General features: G+C 60.3%; 17 protein-coding genes. 16 read left to right on the top strand and 1 reads right to left on the bottom strand.

All coding sequences use genetic code 11. The features are described from left to right. The first annotated feature begins 7 nt into the window (after positions 1-7). The 7 genes from lnt (at position 8) to GT753_RS01490 (ending at position 7,080) form a co-directional block, all read left to right on the top strand. The gene (lnt, locus tag GT753_RS01520) at positions 8-1,537 is read left to right on the top strand and encodes an apolipoprotein N-acyltransferase (protein ID WP_015376946.1); all 1,530 of its coding nucleotides are present in this window, start codon (positions 8-10) and stop codon (positions 1,535-1,537) included. A 394-nt stretch (positions 1,538-1,931) separates the two neighbouring features. Further along, positions 1,932-2,828 (top strand): amino acid ABC transporter substrate-binding protein, encoded by an 897-nt coding sequence (locus GT753_RS01515; RefSeq protein ID WP_004939976.1) that lies wholly within the window; start codon positions 1,932-1,934, stop codon positions 2,826-2,828. A 213-nt stretch (positions 2,829-3,041) separates the two neighbouring features. Next, on the top strand, positions 3,042-3,782 hold the full coding sequence (locus GT753_RS01510; protein ID WP_004939979.1) for an amino acid ABC transporter permease: 741 nt from the start codon (positions 3,042-3,044) through the stop codon (positions 3,780-3,782). Beyond that, complete coding sequence (gene gltK, locus GT753_RS01505; protein WP_004939982.1) at positions 3,782-4,456, top strand: glutamate/aspartate ABC transporter permease GltK; 675 nt, start codon at positions 3,782-3,784, stop codon at positions 4,454-4,456. The genes GT753_RS01510 and gltK overlap by 1 nt, the downstream gene beginning before the upstream one ends. Further along, complete coding sequence (locus GT753_RS01500; RefSeq protein ID WP_015376944.1) at positions 4,456-5,181, top strand: amino acid ABC transporter ATP-binding protein; 726 nt, start codon at positions 4,456-4,458, stop codon at positions 5,179-5,181. The genes gltK and GT753_RS01500 overlap by 1 nt, the downstream gene beginning before the upstream one ends. A gap of 113 nt (positions 5,182-5,294) precedes the next feature. After that, positions 5,295-6,227: a pyrimidine-specific ribonucleoside hydrolase RihA gene (rihA, locus tag GT753_RS01495; protein WP_015376943.1), complete on the top strand. Its 933-nt coding sequence runs from the start codon at positions 5,295-5,297 to the stop codon at positions 6,225-6,227. A gap of 148 nt (positions 6,228-6,375) precedes the next feature. Further along, positions 6,376-7,080: an FMN-dependent NADH-azoreductase gene (locus tag GT753_RS01490; RefSeq protein WP_015376942.1), complete on the top strand. Its 705-nt coding sequence runs from the start codon at positions 6,376-6,378 to the stop codon at positions 7,078-7,080. 40 nt (positions 7,081-7,120) lie between these two features. Here the strand turns inward: GT753_RS01490 and GT753_RS01485 are convergent, their stop codons facing one another. Next, entirely contained in the window at positions 7,121-7,603 is a 483-nt protein-coding gene (locus tag GT753_RS01485) for a zinc ribbon-containing protein (protein ID WP_004939988.1), read from the bottom strand. Positions 7,604-7,889: 286 nt separating this feature from the next. Here GT753_RS01485 and leuS point away from each other — a divergent pair, with 286 nt between their 5' ends. The 9 genes from leuS (at position 7,890) to rlpA (ending at position 17,864) form a co-directional block, all read left to right on the top strand. Continuing rightward, positions 7,890-10,472 carry a leucine--tRNA ligase gene (gene leuS, locus GT753_RS01480; RefSeq protein ID WP_031299996.1) on the top strand — a complete coding sequence of 861 codons (2,583 nt, stop codon included), beginning with the start codon at positions 7,890-7,892 and terminating at the stop codon, positions 10,470-10,472. A 14-nt stretch (positions 10,473-10,486) separates the two neighbouring features. Further along, positions 10,487-11,047: an LPS assembly lipoprotein LptE gene (gene lptE / locus GT753_RS01475; RefSeq protein ID WP_049242706.1), complete on the top strand. Its 561-nt coding sequence runs from the start codon at positions 10,487-10,489 to the stop codon at positions 11,045-11,047. After that, a complete protein-coding gene (gene holA / locus GT753_RS01470) occupies positions 11,044-12,078 on the top strand; it encodes a DNA polymerase III subunit delta (protein ID WP_015376939.1) in 1,035 nt (344 codons plus the stop codon). Before lptE ends, holA begins: the two co-directional genes overlap by 4 nt. Beyond that, positions 12,068-12,730 (top strand): nicotinate-nucleotide adenylyltransferase, encoded by a 663-nt coding sequence (gene nadD, locus GT753_RS01465; RefSeq protein ID WP_076740489.1) that lies wholly within the window; start codon positions 12,068-12,070, stop codon positions 12,728-12,730. The genes holA and nadD overlap by 11 nt, the downstream gene beginning before the upstream one ends. Positions 12,731-12,924: 194 nt before the next feature. After that, entirely contained in the window at positions 12,925-13,242 is a 318-nt protein-coding gene (rsfS, locus tag GT753_RS01460; protein WP_015376937.1) for a ribosome silencing factor, read from the top strand. A 3-nt stretch (positions 13,243-13,245) separates the two neighbouring features. Next, positions 13,246-13,716, top strand: a complete 471-nt coding sequence (rlmH, locus tag GT753_RS01455; protein ID WP_004940002.1) for a 23S rRNA (pseudouridine(1915)-N(3))-methyltransferase RlmH — start codon at positions 13,246-13,248, stop codon at positions 13,714-13,716. Positions 13,717-13,754: 38 nt separating this feature from the next. Continuing rightward, entirely contained in the window at positions 13,755-15,650 is a 1,896-nt protein-coding gene (gene mrdA / locus GT753_RS01450) for a peptidoglycan DD-transpeptidase MrdA (RefSeq protein WP_004940004.1), read from the top strand. Between the two features lie 8 nt (positions 15,651-15,658). Then, positions 15,659-16,771, top strand: coding sequence for a peptidoglycan glycosyltransferase MrdB (gene mrdB / locus GT753_RS01445; RefSeq protein ID WP_004940006.1), 1,113 nt, complete (start codon positions 15,659-15,661; stop codon positions 16,769-16,771). A 10-nt stretch (positions 16,772-16,781) separates the two neighbouring features. Further along, a complete protein-coding gene (gene rlpA, locus GT753_RS01440) occupies positions 16,782-17,864 on the top strand; it encodes an endolytic peptidoglycan transglycosylase RlpA (RefSeq protein ID WP_160125195.1) in 1,083 nt (360 codons plus the stop codon). The last annotated feature ends 101 nt before the right edge of the window (positions 17,865-17,965 follow it).

Below are 17,965 nucleotides of genomic sequence, written 5' to 3'. Positions count from 1 at the left end.
ATCCAACATGGCTAAAGCCTCATTACTTGAACGCCAGCGGGTTCGCGCCCTGCTGGCGCTGTTGTCAGGTGCCGGCGGGACGCTGGCGTTCTCGCCCTACGACTTCTGGCCCGCGGCCATCGTCTCCCTGTTCGGCCTGCTGGCCGTTACCCTCAATCGCACCACCAAACAATCCGCCCTGCTCGGCTTTGTCTGGGGCTTCGGGCTGTTCGGCAGCGGCATCAACTGGGTGTATGTCAGCATCGCCGATTTCGGCGGCATGCCGTTCGCCGTCAACGTCTTCCTGGTGGTACTGCTCGCCGCTTACCTGTCGCTGTACACCGGGCTGTTCGCCGGGCTGCTGACGCGCCTGTGGCCGGCCACCAGTTGGTGGCGGCTGGCCATCGCCGCGCCGGCGCTGTGGCAGGTGACCGAATTCCTGCGCGGCTGGGTGCTGACCGGCTTCCCGTGGCTGCAGTTCGGCTACAGCCAGATCAACGGCCCGCTGAAGGGCATCGCGCCGCTGCTGGGTGTTGACGCCATCACCTTTGTGCTGATGGCCATCGCCGGCCTGCTGGTGTACGCCGTCAATCAACGGCGCCTGTCGGCAGCCGTGATCGCCGCCGCGCTGCTGCTGTTGCCGTGGCCGCTGCGCCAGCTGCAGTGGTTTACCCCGCAGCCGGAGAAAGCGGTGAACGTCGCCATGGTGCAAGGCAACATTCCCCAGTCAATGAAGTGGGATCCGAGCATTCTGCTCAGCACGCTGCAAACCTATCTGGACGAAACCCGCCCCTACATGGGCAAGGCGCCGATCATCATCTGGCCAGAGTCCGCCATCCCTGACTTCGAGCCGCGTCAGAACGGCTTCCTGACCATGATGGATGACCTGATGCGGGCGAAGAACAGCAGCCTGATCACCGGCATCGTCGATGCGCGCGCCACCCCACAAGGCGTGCAGGAATACAACAGCGCCATCGTGCTGGGCGAACCGACGCCGTACAGCTACCCGGCCAAAGATCGCTACAACAAGCATCACCTGGTGCCGTTCGGCGAATTCGTGCCGCTGGGTGAACTGCTGCGCCCTATCGCGCCGTTCTTCAATCTGCCGATGTCCGGTTTCAGCCGCGGCGACTACGTGCAGCCGCAGCTCAGCGTACGCGGCTACAACCTGACGGCGGCCATCTGTTACGAGATCGTGCTGGGCCAGCAGGTGCGCGATAACTTCCGCCCGGACACCAACTTCCTGCTGACCATCTCCAACGACGCCTGGTTCGGCCACTCCATCGGCCCGTGGCAGCACTTCCAGATGGCGCGCATGCGGGCGCTGGAGCTCGGCCGGCCGCTGCTGCGCAGCACCAATAACGGCGTCACCGCCGCGGTGGATGCGAACGGCGAGGTGATCGCCGAGATCCCGCAGTTTACCCGCCAGGTGCTCGAAGTGAAGGTCACGCCGACCACCGGCGTCACGCCTTATGCGCGTTTCGGCGCCACACCGCTGTGGGTGATTACCCTGCTGCTGGGCGGCTGGGCGCTGATGTTGGGCTTGCGCCGCAAATAATCCTCTTCGCCGGGGCGCGCCCGCCGCGCCCCGCGTTCCCGTCAATATCCCCGCCTCAGTCAGAAAACGTCGTTAAATCAACGCGGCTGGCACACTCCTTGCTTTTATCTATGGCGACATCGCGCGCCGGTTTACTTTTGCTGACGTTTTGTCGCACCTGCGCACATTTTGGGTGCATTAAGCGCACCGCGCGGGTGCGCCGACGTTTTGTTGCATTGATTTGGTGCGCGCGGCGTCTCAAAAAATGAAACATTTTAGTTTCAAGGTGTTCACAATCGGTTATTTTTTAACAGCGTTCAGTTCATAAGACTATCTTTATAACTTGAGCAATAAACAGTCGATTTAACCTGACGCTCTTTAGTCAGAGCCACAACAACAGCAAAGGAGTTGGACCATGCAAATGCGTAAATTGGCGTTATCGTTACTGCTGCTCGGTGCGGCAGGTAGCGTGGCGCATGCGGAAGACCTGACCGGTACGCTGAAGAAAATCAAAGACAATGGCGTGATCGTTGTCGGCCACCGCGAATCGTCAGTGCCGTTCTCCTACTACGACAACCAACAAAAAGTTGTGGGCTACTCTCAGGACTACTCCAACCAAATCGTTGAAGCCGTTAAGAAAAAGCTGAATGCGCCGAATCTGCAGGTGAAAATGCTGCCGATTACCTCGCAGAACCGCATCCCGCTGCTGCAAAACGGCACCTATGATTTCGAGTGCGGATCCACCACCAATAACCTCGAGCGCCAGAAACAGGCCGCCTTCTCCGACACCATTTTCGTGGTCGGCACCCGCTTGCTGGTGAAAAAGGGCTCCGACATCAAAGACTTTAAAGACCTGGCCGGCAAACCGGTGGTGGTCACCTCCGGCACCACCTCCGAAGTGCTGCTGAACAAGCTGAACGACAGCGACAAGATGAACATGCGCATCATCAGCGCCAAAGACCACGGCGATTCCTTCCGCACGCTGGAAAGCGGCCGCGCCGTGGCCTTCATGATGGATGATGCCCTGCTGGCGGGCGAACGCGCCAAGGCCAAGAAACCGGATCAGTGGGAAATCATCGGCACGCCGCAGTCGAAAGAGGCCTACGGCTGCATGCTGCGCAAAGACGATCCTGAGTTTAAAAAGCTGGTCGATGACACCATCGCCCAGGCGCAAACCTCCGGTGAAGCGGCCAAGTGGTTTGAGAAATGGTTCAAGCAGCCTATTCCACCGAAAAACCTCAACATGAACTTCGAACTGTCGGACGACATGAAGCAACTGTTCAAAGAGCCAAACGACAAAGCGTTGAACTAAATAGAACAAAAGCCGGCGCGGCCGCCAGGCCAAACCGGCCCAGTTGATGACTGGGACAGACAGGAATGAGGGGGGCCGTTCCCCTCCCTCATTTTCCCCAAGGCGCATCACCGACACCCGTACACAACAAGCCAGCCAGACTGGCCGCGCGGCGATCGGCGCTCATCAAGTCATCAATCTTCGGCGCCCTGCGCCCGTTTATCGGAGTTTGTTATGTCAATAGATTGGAACTGGGGTATCTTCCTGCAGCAGGCCCCGTTTGGGAACACCACTTACCTCGGCTGGATCTGGTCCGGCTTTCAGGTCACGGTGGCCCTCTCCGTCTGTGCCTGGATTATCGCTTTCTTCGTCGGTTCACTGTTCGGTATCTTGCGTACCGTGCCCAACCGCTTTCTTTCCACCCTCGGCACCTGTTACGTCGAACTGTTCCGCAACGTGCCGCTGATCGTGCAATTCTTTACCTGGTATCTGGTGATCCCCGAGCTGCTGCCGGCCAATATCGGCACCTGGTTCAAAACCGAGCTGGATCCCAACGTGCAGTTCTTCGTTTCTTCCATGCTCTGCCTTGGGCTGTTTACCGCCGCCCGCGTTTGCGAACAGGTTCGCGCCGCCATTCAATCCCTGCCGCGCGGTCAGAAAGCCGCCGGGCTGGCGATGGGCCTGACGCTGCCGCAAACCTACCGCTACGTGCTGCTGCCGAACGCCTACCGGGTGATCGTGCCGCCGATGACCTCGGAGATGCTCAACCTGGTCAAAAACTCCGCCATCGCCTCCACCATCGGGCTGGTGGACATGGCCGCGCAGGCCGGCAAGCTGTTGGATTACTCCGCACACGCCTATGAATCCTTTACCGCCATCACGCTGGCTTATATCGGCATCAACGCCGTTATCATGCTGTTTATGCGTCTGGTCGAAAAGAAAGTGCAGTTGCCTGGCAACCTGGGGAGTAAATAATGTACGAATTTGACTGGGCGTCGATCGTCCCAAGCTTCCCTTATCTGCTGCAAGGCATGGTGATCACGCTGAAGATCACCGTGACCGCCATCGTGGTCGGCATCCTGTGGGGCACCGTGCTGGCGGTGATGCGTCTGTCGCCGTTCAAGCCGATAAGCTGGTTCGCCACCCTGTACGTCAACCTGTTCCGTTCGGTGCCGCTGGTGATGGTGCTGCTGTGGTTCTATCTGGTGGTTCCAAGCTTATTACAACAGGTTCTAGGGCTGTCGCCGAAAACCGATATTCGCCTGATCTCGGCTATGGTAGCCTTTTCCCTGTTTGAAGCGGCCTATTATTCGGAAATCATCCGCGCCGGTATCATCAGCATCTCGCGTGGCCAATCCTCCGCCGCGCTGGCGCTGGGCATGACCCACTGGCAGTCCATGCGGCTGGTGATCCTGCCGCAGGCGTTCCGCGCCATGGTGCCACTGCTGCTGACCCAGGGCATCGTACTGTTCCAGGATACCTCGCTGGTTTACGTACTGAGCCTGGCCGACTTCTTCCGCACCGCGTCGACCATCGGCGAACGCGACGGCACCCAGGTTGAAATGATCCTGTTCGCCGGTTTTGTCTATTTTGTTATCAGCCTCGCCGCCTCTGCGCTGGTAAGCTATTTGAAGAAAAGGACTGTTTGATGATATCCCTGAAAAATGTTTCCAAGTGGTACGGTCACTTCCAAGTGTTGACCGATTGCACCACCGAAGTGAAAAAAGGCGAAGTGGTCGTCGTCTGCGGTCCTTCAGGTTCCGGCAAATCCACCCTGATTAAAACCGTCAACGGCCTGGAGCCGATCCAGCAGGGAAGCATCCTGGTGAACGGCACCTCGGTCAACGACAAGAAAACCAACTTGGCGCAGCTGCGTGCCAAAGTCGGCATGGTGTTCCAACACTTTGAGCTGTTCCCGCACCTGTCCATTATCGACAACCTGACGCTGGCGCAGGTGAAAGTGCTCAAGCGCGATAAGACCGCCTCACGCGAGAAGGGCCTGAAGCTGCTTGAACGCGTCGGCCTCTCCGCCCATGCCAACAAGTTCCCCGGCCAGCTGTCCGGCGGCCAGCAGCAGCGCGTCGCCATCGCCCGCGCACTGTGCATGGATCCTATCGCCATGCTGTTCGATGAACCGACCTCGGCGCTCGATCCGGAAATGATCAACGAAGTGCTGGACGTGATGGTCGAACTGGCGAACGAAGGCATGACCATGATGGTGGTAACCCACGAAATGGGCTTCGCCCGCAAGGTGGCGAATCGGGTAATCTTTATGGACGAAGGCAAAATCGTCGAAGACCGCAACAAAGACGATTTCTTCAACAACCCCGAGTCCGATCGCGCCAAGGACTTCCTGGCCAAGATCCTGCACTAAACGCTCTCGATGCGCCCCGCCAGGGGCGCATCTTTTCTCCCGGCACTAAAAGCGCTTGTTTCTCCCCGGTTTTGATCCGATGCTCGCTGGATAACAAACAGAGGAGAAAGAACATGCCCCGCCCTATTATCATCGATTGCGATCCCGGCCTCGACGACGCCATCGCGCTGGCCATGGCGCTGCGTTCGCCGGAGCTGGACGTCAAAGCCATTACCACCTCCGCCGGCAACCAGACGCCGGAGAAAACCCTGCATAATGCGCTGGGCCTGCTGACCCTGATGCAGCGCGAGGACATCCCGGTCGCCGCCGGCGCCGGCGGCCCGCTGATGCGCGAGCTGGTGATCGCCGACTATGTCCACGGCAAAACCGGCATGGGCAACACCCACCTGCCGACGCCGACCCTCAAACCCGATCCCCGCGGCGCCGTCGAGCTGATCGCCGACCTGCTGCGCGCCAGCCCACAGCCGATAACCCTGGTGGTGACCGGCCCGATGACCAATATCGCCCTGCTACTGGCCCAGCATGCCGAGTTGAAAAGCCGCATCGAGCGCATCGTATTCATGGGCGGCGGCATGAACGCCGGCAATACTACGCCGGTGGCGGAGTTCAACATCTTCGTCGATCCCGAAGCCGCCGAAATGGTGCTGAAATCCGGCGTGCCGCTGACCATGGCCGGGCTGAATGTCACCCATCAGGCGCTGGTGTTGCCGCAGGATATCGAGCGCATTCGTCAGATAGACAATCCGGTCGCGCAGGCGGTCGCGGAGATGCTCGATTTTTATCTGCCGCTGTACCTCAGCCATCCGCGCGGCCTGCCCGGCGCAGCGATGCACGATCCCTGCACCATCGCCTGGCTGCTGGCGCCACAGCTGTTCACCGGCGTAGAACGCTGGGTCGGCGTGGAGACCAAAGGGGAATACACCGTCGGCATGACGGTGGTGGACTATTTCCAGCAAACCGGCAACGCGGCCAACGTGGAAGTGCTGACCGGCATCAACCGCGAGGGCTTTATCGATCTGCTGGCCGAGCGCGTAGCGCGTTATTGATCCTATCGGGGCGCGCTCGCGCCCCTCGTTCAACTTTTTTGATTTAACTCAGCGAATTTTTGCGCTATCACTGTTCATGGCTTGCCTCTACCATGCGTTTACACCGACTGACATCGTTACCGATTAGCCTTCGCCTGGAGATAAGCCAATGAGCCGCGTACTGGTCCTGAAATCAAGCATTCTGGGTGAATATTCCCAGTCTGGAAAATTAGTCGATTTTTTTGTTGAACAATGGCGTGAAACTCACCCTGAAGACACGTTCACCGTGCGCGATTTGGCCAACCCAACGCTGCCGGAGCTGGATGGTGAAGTGATGGCCGGCTTTACCGCCGGCGACAAACCGCTGACGCCGCATCAGCAAAGCACCCTGGCGCTGTCCGATGAGCTGATTGCCGAGCTGAAATCGCACGACACGCTGATCATCAGCGCCCCGATGTACAACTTCAACATCCCGACGCAGCTGAAGATCTACTTCGATCTTATCGCCCGCGCCGGCCAGACGTTCCGCTATACCTCCGCCGGCGCCGAAGGGCTGGTGACGGGCAAGAAAGCGATCGTCATCTCCAGCCGCGGTGGCATCCACGCCGACACGCCGACGGATCTGATCACGCCGTACGTGAAGTTGTTCCTGGGCTTTATCGGCATCACCGACGTTGAATTCGTGCTGGCGGAAGGCTTCGCCTATGGCCCGGAAGCGGCGGAGAAAGCCGCCCAGGACAGCCGCATCGCAGTCGTGCAGAAAATCCCGGCCGGCGTCGCCGTACCGGCCAGCGCACCGGCGCAGGCGGACGTTGCCCCGGCAACCGTTAGCGGCGGTTTCCTGAGCAACCTGCTGAAGAAACTGTTCCGTTAAACGCCGGCCTTAGCGTTCCCCGCCCTGGCGGGGAACGTCATCAAGGTTCAAACGGCCGGCGCTGGAACTGGTCGTGACCGCATTTCGGGCAGAGCGGCAGCACCTCCGGCGTGTAAAACGCCAAATGGTAGTGACACTGCTCGCACACCAGATTGCCCAGCCCCACCACTTCACCGCTGTGGTAAACGCCGTGGTGGCTGACATCCTTGAACACCTCGCGCCACTCCAGTTGGGTTTTGTCGGTGATATCCGCCAGTTCCTGCCACAGGCTCTCTTTGATCACGCGCATAAACACGCTGTCGGTAAACTCGTCCCGGCTCTCCTGATAGCTGCGAGCGAACTCCTCCAGATCGCGCCGCACCGCCTGCGTCACCTGCCGCACTTCGTCGCGGGTCAAATCTTCGGCCTCGTTCAAGCGCCGCTCCGCGCTGGCCACCAGTTCATCGATATCGCGTTCGCCGTTTTTCAGGCGTTCGCTCAGCGATGCCACCAATTCGCGGTAATACTGAGCAACCTTGTTCATAGACTCTCCTCAATAAACGCTGCGCCGGACTTGGCTGTAGGGATCCCCCCTAAGCTACTTGTTCTTATTTTAGCCGTAAATGACTGATGTCACTTGGCAAGACGCGGGATCCGCAGGTTGTGAGCCGCGTCATGACGGCGTTTTTTTTAAATGCGCCGAGTCAGGCGCTTGGAGTTGTTGCCGGGAGGTCTTATCAGCTATGCTATGCGGATCTACGAATACTAAATGTTCATTGCGTTGCCTCTGACCGGGGCAACGGTTTACACCTACAGGACCACCGGCCGCCATGCAAGAGCAATACCGTCCAGAAGACATAGAATCGAACGTACAGCTTCACTGGCAAGAGAAGCAGACTTTCAAAGTTACCGAAGACGACAGCAAGGAAAAGTACTACTGCCTATCCATGCTGCCTTACCCGTCCGGCCGACTGCACATGGGCCACGTTCGTAACTACACTATCGGCGACGTGATCTCGCGCTATCAGCGCATGCTGGGCAAAAACGTACTGCAGCCGATCGGCTGGGATGCGTTCGGCCTGCCGGCGGAAGGCGCAGCGGTGAAAAACAACACCGCGCCGGCCCCGTGGACCTACGACAACATCGAATACATGAAGAACCAGCTGAAACTGCTGGGCTTCGGCTACGACTGGGATCGCGAAATCGCCACCTGCCAGCCGGAATACTACCGCTGGGAACAGTGGTTCTTCACCAAGCTGTATGAAAAAGGCCTGGTCTACAAGAAGACTTCGGCGGTGAACTGGTGCCCGCACGATCTGACCGTGCTGGCCAACGAACAGGTTATCGATGGCTGCTGCTGGCGCTGCGACACCAAGGTCGAGCGTAAAGAGATCCCGCAGTGGTTCATCAAAATCACCGCTTACGCCGATCAGCTGCTGAACGATCTGGACACGCTTGAAAGCTGGCCGGAGCAGGTGAAAACCATGCAGCGCAACTGGATTGGCCGCTCCGAAGGCGTGGAAATCACCTTCGACGTGGCGGACAGCGAAGAGAAGCTGACGGTTTACACCACCCGCCCGGACACCTTCATGGGCGCCACCTACGTGGCGGTCGCCGCGGGCCACCCGCTGGCGCAACAGGGCGCGCGCAACAACCCGGCGCTGACCGAGTTCATCGACGAATGCCGCAACACCAAAGTGGCCGAAGCAGAAATGGCGACGATGGAGAAGAAAGGCATGCCGACCGGCCTGTTCGTGGTCCACCCGCTGAGCGGCGAGAAGCTGCCGGTGTGGGTCGCCAACTTCGTGCTGATGGAATACGGCACCGGCGCCGTGATGGCGGTGCCGGCGCACGACCAGCGCGACTGGGAATTCGCCACCAAATATGATTTGCCGATCAAACCGGTGATCCTGAACCTCGACGGCAGCCAGCCTGACGTGAGCGCCGAAGCGATGACCGACAAAGGCGCGCTGTTCAACTCCGGCGAGTTCGACGGTCTGGACAATGAAGCGGGCTTCAACGCCATCGCCGACAAACTGGTCGCCAAGGGCGTAGGCCAGCGTAAGGTTAACTACCGTCTGCGCGACTGGGGTGTCTCCCGCCAGCGTTACTGGGGCGCGCCAATCCCGATGGTGACGCTGGAAGACGGCACCGTAATGCCGACGCCGGAAGACCAGCTGCCGGTGATCCTGCCGGAAGACGTGGTCATGGACGGCATCACCAGCCCGATCAAGGCCGACCCTGAGTGGGCGAAAACCACCGTCGACGGCCAGCCGGCGCTGCGCGAAACCGACACCTTCGACACCTTTATGGAATCCTCCTGGTACTACGCGCGCTACACCTGCCCGCAGTATGACCAGGGCATGCTGGATCCGGCCGCCGCCAACTACTGGCTGCCGGTCGATCAATATATCGGCGGCATCGAGCACGCCATCATGCACCTGATGTACTTCCGCTTCTTCCACAAGCTGATGCGCGATGCGGGCCTGGTGGATTCCGATGAACCGGCCAAGCGCCTGCTGTGTCAGGGCATGGTGCTGGCCGACGCCTTCTACTACACCGGCAACAGCGGCGAGCGCGTCTGGGTATCCCCGGTTGACGCCACCGTCGAGCGCGACGACAAGGGCCGCATCATCAAGGCTACGGATCCGCAAGGCCGTGAACTGGTCTATGCTGGCATGAGCAAAATGTCGAAGTCGAAGAACAACGGCATCGACCCGCAGGAGATGGTGGAAAAATACGGCGCGGACACCGTGCGTCTGTTCATGATGTTCGCTTCACCGGCAGAAATGACGCTGGAGTGGCAGGAATCCGGCGTGGAAGGGGCTAACCGCTTCCTGAAACGCGTGTGGAAACTGGCCTATGATCACGTGGAAAAAGGCGCGGTGCAGCCGCTGAACGTGGCGTCGCTGAACGAAGATCAGAAAGCGCTGCGCCGCGATCTGCACAAAACCATCGCCAAGGTGACCGACGATATCGGCCGCCGTCAGACCTTCAACACCGCAATCGCCGCCGTGATGGAGCTGATGAACAAGCTGGCCCGCGCGCCGCAGGAGAGCGAGCAGGATCGCGCGCTGCTGCAAGAAGCGCTGCTGGCCGTGGTGCGCATGCTGTATCCGTTCACCCCTCACGTGTGCTTCACCCTGTGGCAGGCGCTGGGTGGCGAAGGCGACGTGGACACCGCGCCATGGCCGGTTGCCGACGAACAGGCGATGGTCGAGGACTCCAAGCTGGTGGTGGTGCAAGTGAACGGCAAGGTTCGCGCTAAAATCACCGTATCTGCCGATGCGACCGAAGAGCAAGTGCGCGCGCGCGCTGCCGAAGAGCATCTGGTGGCTAAATATCTGGACGGCGTCACGATTCGCAAAGTGATTTACGTTCCGGGCAAACTGCTTAACCTGGTTGTGGGTTAACACAAGGAGGAGTTGTGCGACAACGTATTCTGACGCTGTTGCTGGGGTTGGCGGTGCTGGTCACCGCCGGCTGCGGTTTTCACCTGCGTGGCACCACGCAGGTGCCTAATGAAATGAAAACGCTGATCCTGGACAGTTCGGATCCTTACGGGCCATTGACGCGCGCGGTGCGTGAGCAGCTGCGTTTGAACGCCGTGACCATCGTCAGCGATCCGAAGCGTAAAGACGTGCCTTCCCTGCGCATCGTCGGCGCGACGGAAAGCCAGGATACCGCCTCGATCTTCCAGGACGGTAAAACCGCCGAGTACCAGCTGGTGCTGACCGTGCAGGCGCAGGTGCTGCTCCCGGGCCACGACCTGTATCCGCTGTCGGTGAAAGTGTTCCGTTCGTTCTTCGACAACCCGCTGACCGCGCTGGCCAAGGACTCCGAGCAGGAGATCATTCGCCAGGAAATGCGTGAGCAGGCGGCGCAGCAACTGGTGCGTAAACTGCTGACCGTGCATGCGGCGGAAGAAGAGAACCGGCAGAAAGCCGCTGCCGTCGGCGAACGAGCGGCAAGCCAAACCGCACAATGATCCGCATTTATCCGGAACAACTTGCCGCGCAGCTCCGAGAGGGGCTGCGCGCTTGTTATTTATTGAGCGGCAATGAACCGCTGCTGCTGCAGGAAAGCCAGGATTTACTCCGGCAGGCCGCGCAACAGCAGCAGTTCAGCGAGCACTACAGCATTTCCCTCGACGCCCATACTGACTGGGACGCCATCTTCGGCATCTGCCAGGCGATGAGCCTGTTCGCCAGCCGCCAGACGCTGCTGCTGATCTTCCCGGAAAACGGCCCGACGGCGCCGATCGGTGAGCAGTTGAGCAAACTCGCCACGCTGCTGCACGAGGATATTCTGCTGATCCTGCGCGGCCCGCGCCTCACCAAAGCGCAGGAAAACAGCGCCTGGTTCAAGGCGCTCAGCCCGCACGGCGCTCTCGTCAGTTGCCAGACGCCTGAACAGGCGCAGCTGCCACGCTGGGTCGCCGCGCGCGCCAAAGCGATGAAGCTGGAGTTGGACGACGCTGCCAATCAGCTGCTGTGTTACTGCTACGAAGGCAACCTGCTGGCGCTGTCGCAGGCGCTGGAGCGGCTGTCGCTGCTGCACCCGGACGGCAAGCTCACCCTGCCGCGCGTCGAGCAGGCGGTGAACGACGCCGCCCACTTCACGCCGTTCCACTGGCTGGATGCCCTGCTGGCCGGCAAGAGCAAGCGCGCCTGGCATATCTTGCAGCAGTTGCAGCAAGAGGACGTGGAGCCGGTGATCCTGCTGCGCACCCTGCAGCGCGAACTGCTGCTGCTGCTGACGCTGCAGCGCCGCATGGCGTCTGCGCCGCTGCGCTCGCTGTTCGATCAGCACAAGGTCTGGCAGAACCGCCGCCCGTTGGTGACCCAGGCGTTGCAACGCCTGTCCGGCCCCCAGCTGCAGCAGGCGGTACAGCTGCTGACGCAAATCGAGCTGACCCTCAAGCAGGACTATGGCCAGTCGGTCTGGCCGGAACTGGAAACCCTGTCGATGCTGCTGTGCGGCAAACCCCTGGCCACGAGTTTTAGCGATGCCCACTAACCCGGAACACCCCACCGTTTTGCACGCGCTGTTCGGCGGCACCTTTGATCCGATCCACTATGGCCACCTGCGGCCGGTGGAGGCGCTGGCCGCCGAAGTGGGCCTGAATCGCGTCACGCTGCTGCCTAACCATGTGCCGCCGCACCGCCCGCAGCCGGAGGCCAATGCGCAACAGCGCCTGAAGATGGTCGAGCTGGCGATCGCCGGCAACCCGCTGTTTGCGGTCGACGATCGCGAACTGCACCGCACCACGCCCTCCTACACCATCGAGACGTTGGAAACGATTCGTAAAGAGCGTGGCGCCGCCCAGCCGCTGGCGTTTATTATTGGCCAGGACTCGCTGCTGACGCTGCATAAGTGGCACCGCTGGCAGGCGCTGTTGGACGTCTGCCACCTGCTGGTGCTGGCGCGCCCGGGCTATAACGATCGCATGGACACGCCGGAACTGCAGCAGTGGCTGGAACGCCATCGCACCGCCGACCCGGCGCTGCTCAGCCGTCGCCCGCACGGCTATATCTATCTGGCCGATACGCCGGAGCTGGAAATTTCCGCCACCGAGATCCGCCAGCGCCGCCATCAGGGCCTCAACTGCGACGACCTGCTGCCGCGCCCGGTGCAGCGCTATATCGAGTTGCAGGGTTTATATCGCTAGTGAAAGGTGCGTGATATACTGCGCCGCTATTTTTCAGGTATCCGCTGAAAACCCCGGAAACCTTAGCTGGCCGGGCAGTCACCAGTTAGCTGGCTTTCAGCGGCAGCCTGCCGAAACCATTATCCGGTTACGCCGCGGCGCGCGCATTTTGCCCGCCGCAGCCGACTGAACAGAACACACCCGAGGGGGAACCTTTGCAAGGTAAAGCGCTCCAAGATTTCGTCATCGATAAAATCGATGATCTGAAAGGCCAAGACATTGTCGCTCTGGACGTCCAGGGCAAATCCAGCATCACCGATTGCATGATCATCTGCACCGGCACCTCAACGCGCCACGTGATGTCGATCGCCAGCCACGTGGTGCAGGAATCCCGCGCCGCGGGCATGGAGCTGTACGGCATGAAAGGCCAGGAAGCCTCCGACTGGATCGTGGTCGATCTGGGCGAAGTGATCGTGCACGTGATGCAGGAAGAGAGCCGTCGCCTGTACGAGCTGGAAAAACTCTGGAGCTAAGCGGTGAAACTGCAATTGGTGGCGGTCGGCACCAAAATGCCAGACTGGGTGCAAACCGGCTTTATGGATTACCTGCACCGCTTTCCCAAAGACATGCCGTTTGAGTTGACCGAGATCCCGGCCGGCAAACGCGGCAAAAACGCCGACATCAAGCGCATTCTGGACAAGGAAGGCGAACAGATGCTGGCAGCGGTGGGCAAAGGCAACCGCATCGTTACGCTGGATATCCCAGGCACGCCGTGGGAAACGCCGCAGCTGGCGCAGCAGCTTGAGCGCTGGAAGCAGGATGGCCGCAATGTCAGCTTGCTGATCGGCGGCCCGGAAGGGCTGGCGCCCGCCTGCAAAGCCGCTGCCGAGCAGAGCTGGTCACTTTCTCCGTTGACGCTGCCGCATCCTTTGGTGCGCGTCCTGGTGGCCGAAAGCCTCTACCGCGCCTGGAGTATTACAACAAATCATCCTTACCACCGGGAATAGCCGGTGGTGACCGTGACAGAGTGAAATAAAGCAGCGGGATGAAAATAGAACGTAACCCTTTTCGCGACTATACGGCTGAATCCGCCCTGTTTGTACGCCGCGCCCTGGTGGCGTTCCTGGTCATCCTGGTGCTGTCCGGCATCCTGATCGCCAACCTGTATAATCTGCAAGTGGTCCGCGTCGAGGATTACCGCACCCGCTCCAACGAAAACCGCATCAAACTGGTGCCCATCGCGCCCAGCCGCGGCATTATCTACGATCGCAACGGCACCCCGCTGGCGCTCAACCGCACCATTTATCAGCTGGAGCTGATGCCGGAGAAGGTCGACGATCTCAAGGCCACGCTGCAGGCGCTGCGCACGGTGGTCGATCTGACTGACGACGACATCGCCAATTTCGAAAAAGAGCGCAAGCGCTCGCGCCGTTTCGTCTCCATTCCGGTGAAAACCGCGCTGACCGAGGTGCAGGTCGCCCGCTTTGCGGTCAATCAGTTCCGCTTCCCCGGCGTGGAAGTGAAAGGCTATCAGCGCCGCTACTATCCTTACGGATCCGCCCTCACCCACGTCACCGGCTATGTGTCGAAGATCAACGACCGCGACGTTGAACGTCTGGACAAAGACGGCAAGCTGGCCAACTACGCCGCCACCCACGATATCGGCAAGCTGGGCATCGAACGCTATTACGAAGACACGCTGCACGGTAAAACCGGTTACGAAGAGGTTGAAGTCAACAACCGCGGCCGGGTGATCCGCCAATTGCACGAGCAGCCGCCTTCCGCCGGCCAGGACGTCTACCTGACGCTCGATCTTGATCTGCAGCGCTATATCGAACAGCTGCTGGTTGGCAGCCGCGCCGCGGTGGTGGTGAGCGATCCGCGCACCGGCGCCATCCTGGCGATGGTGTCCAATCCGAGCTACGATCCGAACCTGTTCGTGGACGGCATTTCCAGCAAGGACTATCAGGGTCTGCTGAACGATCCGAATCGCCCGCTGATCAACCGCGCCACGCAGGGGGTTTATCCGCCCGCGTCAACGGTGAAACCTTATATCGCCGTGTCGGCACTCAGCGCCGGCGTGATCACCAAGAACACCGTAGTGTTCGATCCCGGCTGGTGGCAACTGCCCGGCTCGGAAAAACGCTTTCGCGACTGGAAAAAATGGGGTCACGGCCGCCTGAACGTCACCAAAGCGCTGGAAGAATCCGCGGATACCTACTTCTATCAGGTCGCCTATGATATGGGGATCGATCGGCTGTCGAGCTGGCTGACCAAATTCGGTTACGGCCAGTACACCGGCATCGATCTGGCCGAAGAGCGCTCCGGCCTGATGCCGACGCGTGAATGGAAGCTGAAACGCTATAAAAAACCGTGGTATCAGGGCGACACCATTCCGGTGGGCATCGGCCAGGGTTACTGGACCGCCACGCCGATCCAGATGGCCAAGGCGCTGAACACCCTGATCAACGACGGTACCGTCAAAACGCCGCACCTGCTGCAGAGCACCCGCGTCAACGGCGCGCTGGTGCCGTTCAAACAGGAAGAGAGCACGCAGATCGGCGATATTCACTCCGGCTTCTGGGAAATCGCCAAAGACGGCATGTACGGTGTGGCCAACCGTCCGAACGGGACGGCGCGCAAGTACTTTGCGGACGCATCTTATAAAGCCGCGGCGAAATCGGGCACCGCACAGGTCTTCGGTTACGAAACCTACAACGCCCATAAACTGGCGGAGCACCTGCGCGATCACAAGCTGATGACCGCCTTTGCGCCGTTCAATAACCCGACGGTGTCGGTCGCCATCATTCTGGAAAACGGCGGCTCCGGTCCGGCAGTGGGCACCATCACCCGCCAGATCCTCGACCATATTCTGCTGGGCGACAACAATACGCAATTGCCAAGCGAGGCCCCGCTGCCGCCTGGCGTAGAAGGTGACTAAGGTAGAACATGACTGAAAGCCAACAAAAAGGCTCGATCTGGACCAAAATCCACATTGATCCGACGTTCCTGCTGCTGATCCTGGCTCTGCTGGTCTACAGCGCCTTCGTGATGTGGAGCGCCAGCGGCCAGGACATCGGCATGATGGAGCGCAAGATCGGGCAGATCGTCATGGGGCTGATCGTGATGGCCGTCATGGCGCAGATCCCGCCGCGCGTGTACGAAAGCTGGGCGCCCTATCTGTATATCTTCTGCGTGATTTTGCTGATCCTGGTGGACGCCTTCGGGCAGATCAGTAAAGGCGCGCAGCGCTGGCTGGATCTCGGCGTGGTGCGCTTCCAGCCGTCGGAAATCGCCAAGATCGCCGTGCCGCTGATGGTGGCGCGCTTTATGAACCGCGATGTCTGCCCGCCTTCGCTGAAAAACACCGCCATCGCGCTGGTGCTGATCTTCCTGCCGACGCTGCTGGTGGCCGCGCAGCCGGATCTCGGCACGTCGATCCTGATCGCCGCCTCCGGCCTGTTCGTGCTGTTTCTGTCGGGCATGAGCTGGAAACTGATCGCCGTCGCCGCCGTCGCGCTGGCGGCCTTTATCCCGGTGCTGTGGTTCTTCCTGATGCACGGCTATCAGCGCGACCGCGTGATGATGCTGCTCGATCCGGAAAGCGACCCGCTCGGCGCCGGTTATCACATCATTCAATCCAAGATCGCCATCGGCTCCGGCGGCCTGTCCGGCAAGGGCTGGCTGCACGGCACCCAGTCGCAGCTGGAGTTCCTGCCGGAGCGCCATACCGACTTTATCTTCGCCGTGTTGGCCGAAGAGCTGGGGCTGATCGGGGTGTTGGTGCTGCTGGCGCTCTACCTGCTGGTGATCATTCGCGGGCTGATGATCGCCGCCAAGGCGCAAACCACCTTCGGCCGCGTGATGGTCGGCGGCTTGATGCTGATTTTGTTCGTTTATGTCTTTGTTAACATCGGTATGGTCAGTGGCATTTTGCCGGTAGTTGGCGTACCTTTGCCTCTGGTCAGTTACGGGGGTTCGGCGCTGATAGTGTTGATGGCCGGTTTCGGCATCATCATGTCGATCCACACGCATCGGAAAATGCTGTCTAAAAGTTTATAAGAGGTGAGTAATGCGTAAGGAATGGCTTTGGATCGGCGTCGCGGCGGTGTTGCTCTCCGCCTGTACCGCTCCGACCACGGAACAGCAAGCCCCTCCGCAGCCGTACAACGGCCCGGTGGTGGAAATCGGCGGCGTCGAGCCTCAATATGAACCCTATAACCCTAATAACATGCAGGATTATAAGGTTAATGGCGATACTTACCGCATCGTAAAAGATCCGCAGAACTTCTCGCAGACCGGCCTGGCGGCCTGGTATGGCGAAGAGGCCAACGGCAACACCACCGCGCTGGGCGAGCAGTTCGATCCTAATGGCCTGACGGCGGCCCACCCAACGCTGCCGATCCCAAGCTACGTGCGCGTCACCAATCTGGCCAACGGCCGTCAGTTGGTGGTGCGCGTCAACGATCGCGGGCCTTACACCAAGGGCCGTATCATCGATCTGTCGAAAGCCGCCGCCGATCGCCTCAACCTGTCCAACAACACCAAGGTCAAGGTCGATTTCATCAACGTGGCGCCGGACGGCACGCTGAGCGGCCCTGGCACCATCGGCACCATCGTGGCGAAACAGAGCTACGCATTGCCGGCGCGCCCGGATCTTGGCTCCAGCGGCATGGGCACCCCGATCCAACAGGACGTGCCGGTCGCCAGCGGCGCGGCGGTGCGCCCTATTGATAACAGCACCCTGCGCACCGATGACGACGCGCCTGCGAATGCCGGCAACGCCGCCAACGGCCGCAGTGGTTTCCTCGGCGCGCCAAGCGCATTACCGGCCGGCGTGCTGGAAAGTACCGAGCCTGAAGCCGCCGCAGTAGCCTCACCGGTCGCGGCCGGCGCTGCCGCTGCCGGCATGGCTGCCGCTTCCTCCTCCGGCGGCTACGTGGTGCAGGTCGGTGCGTTGAGCAGCGCCGAGCGCGCCCAGAGCTGGCAGCAAAGCCTGAGCCAACAGTTTGGCGTACCGGGCAAAGTAGCGGCCAACGGCAATGTTTACCGCGTCCAGCTCGGCCCGTTCAGCAGCCGTCAGCAGGCGGCCCAACTGCAACAACGCCTGGCCAGCGAAGCGCAACAACAGTCTTTCGTTACTGCTGCACCCTGAGCGTTAAACCCGGCGGGCATTCACGGCTGTTAAGCGGTTATTTAGCTGAAACATTTTCTTGCAGCTAAAAGGGCACTAACCGCAATTAGTCAGATGAATGG

The organism is Serratia sp. Z4 (assembly GCF_009900725.1).
Classification (GTDB): Bacteria; Pseudomonadota; Gammaproteobacteria; order Enterobacterales; family Enterobacteriaceae; genus Serratia; species Serratia nematodiphila.
The sequence above is the reverse complement of the archived record's forward strand: the minus strand, read 5'-3'. Positions and strand labels throughout refer to the sequence as shown.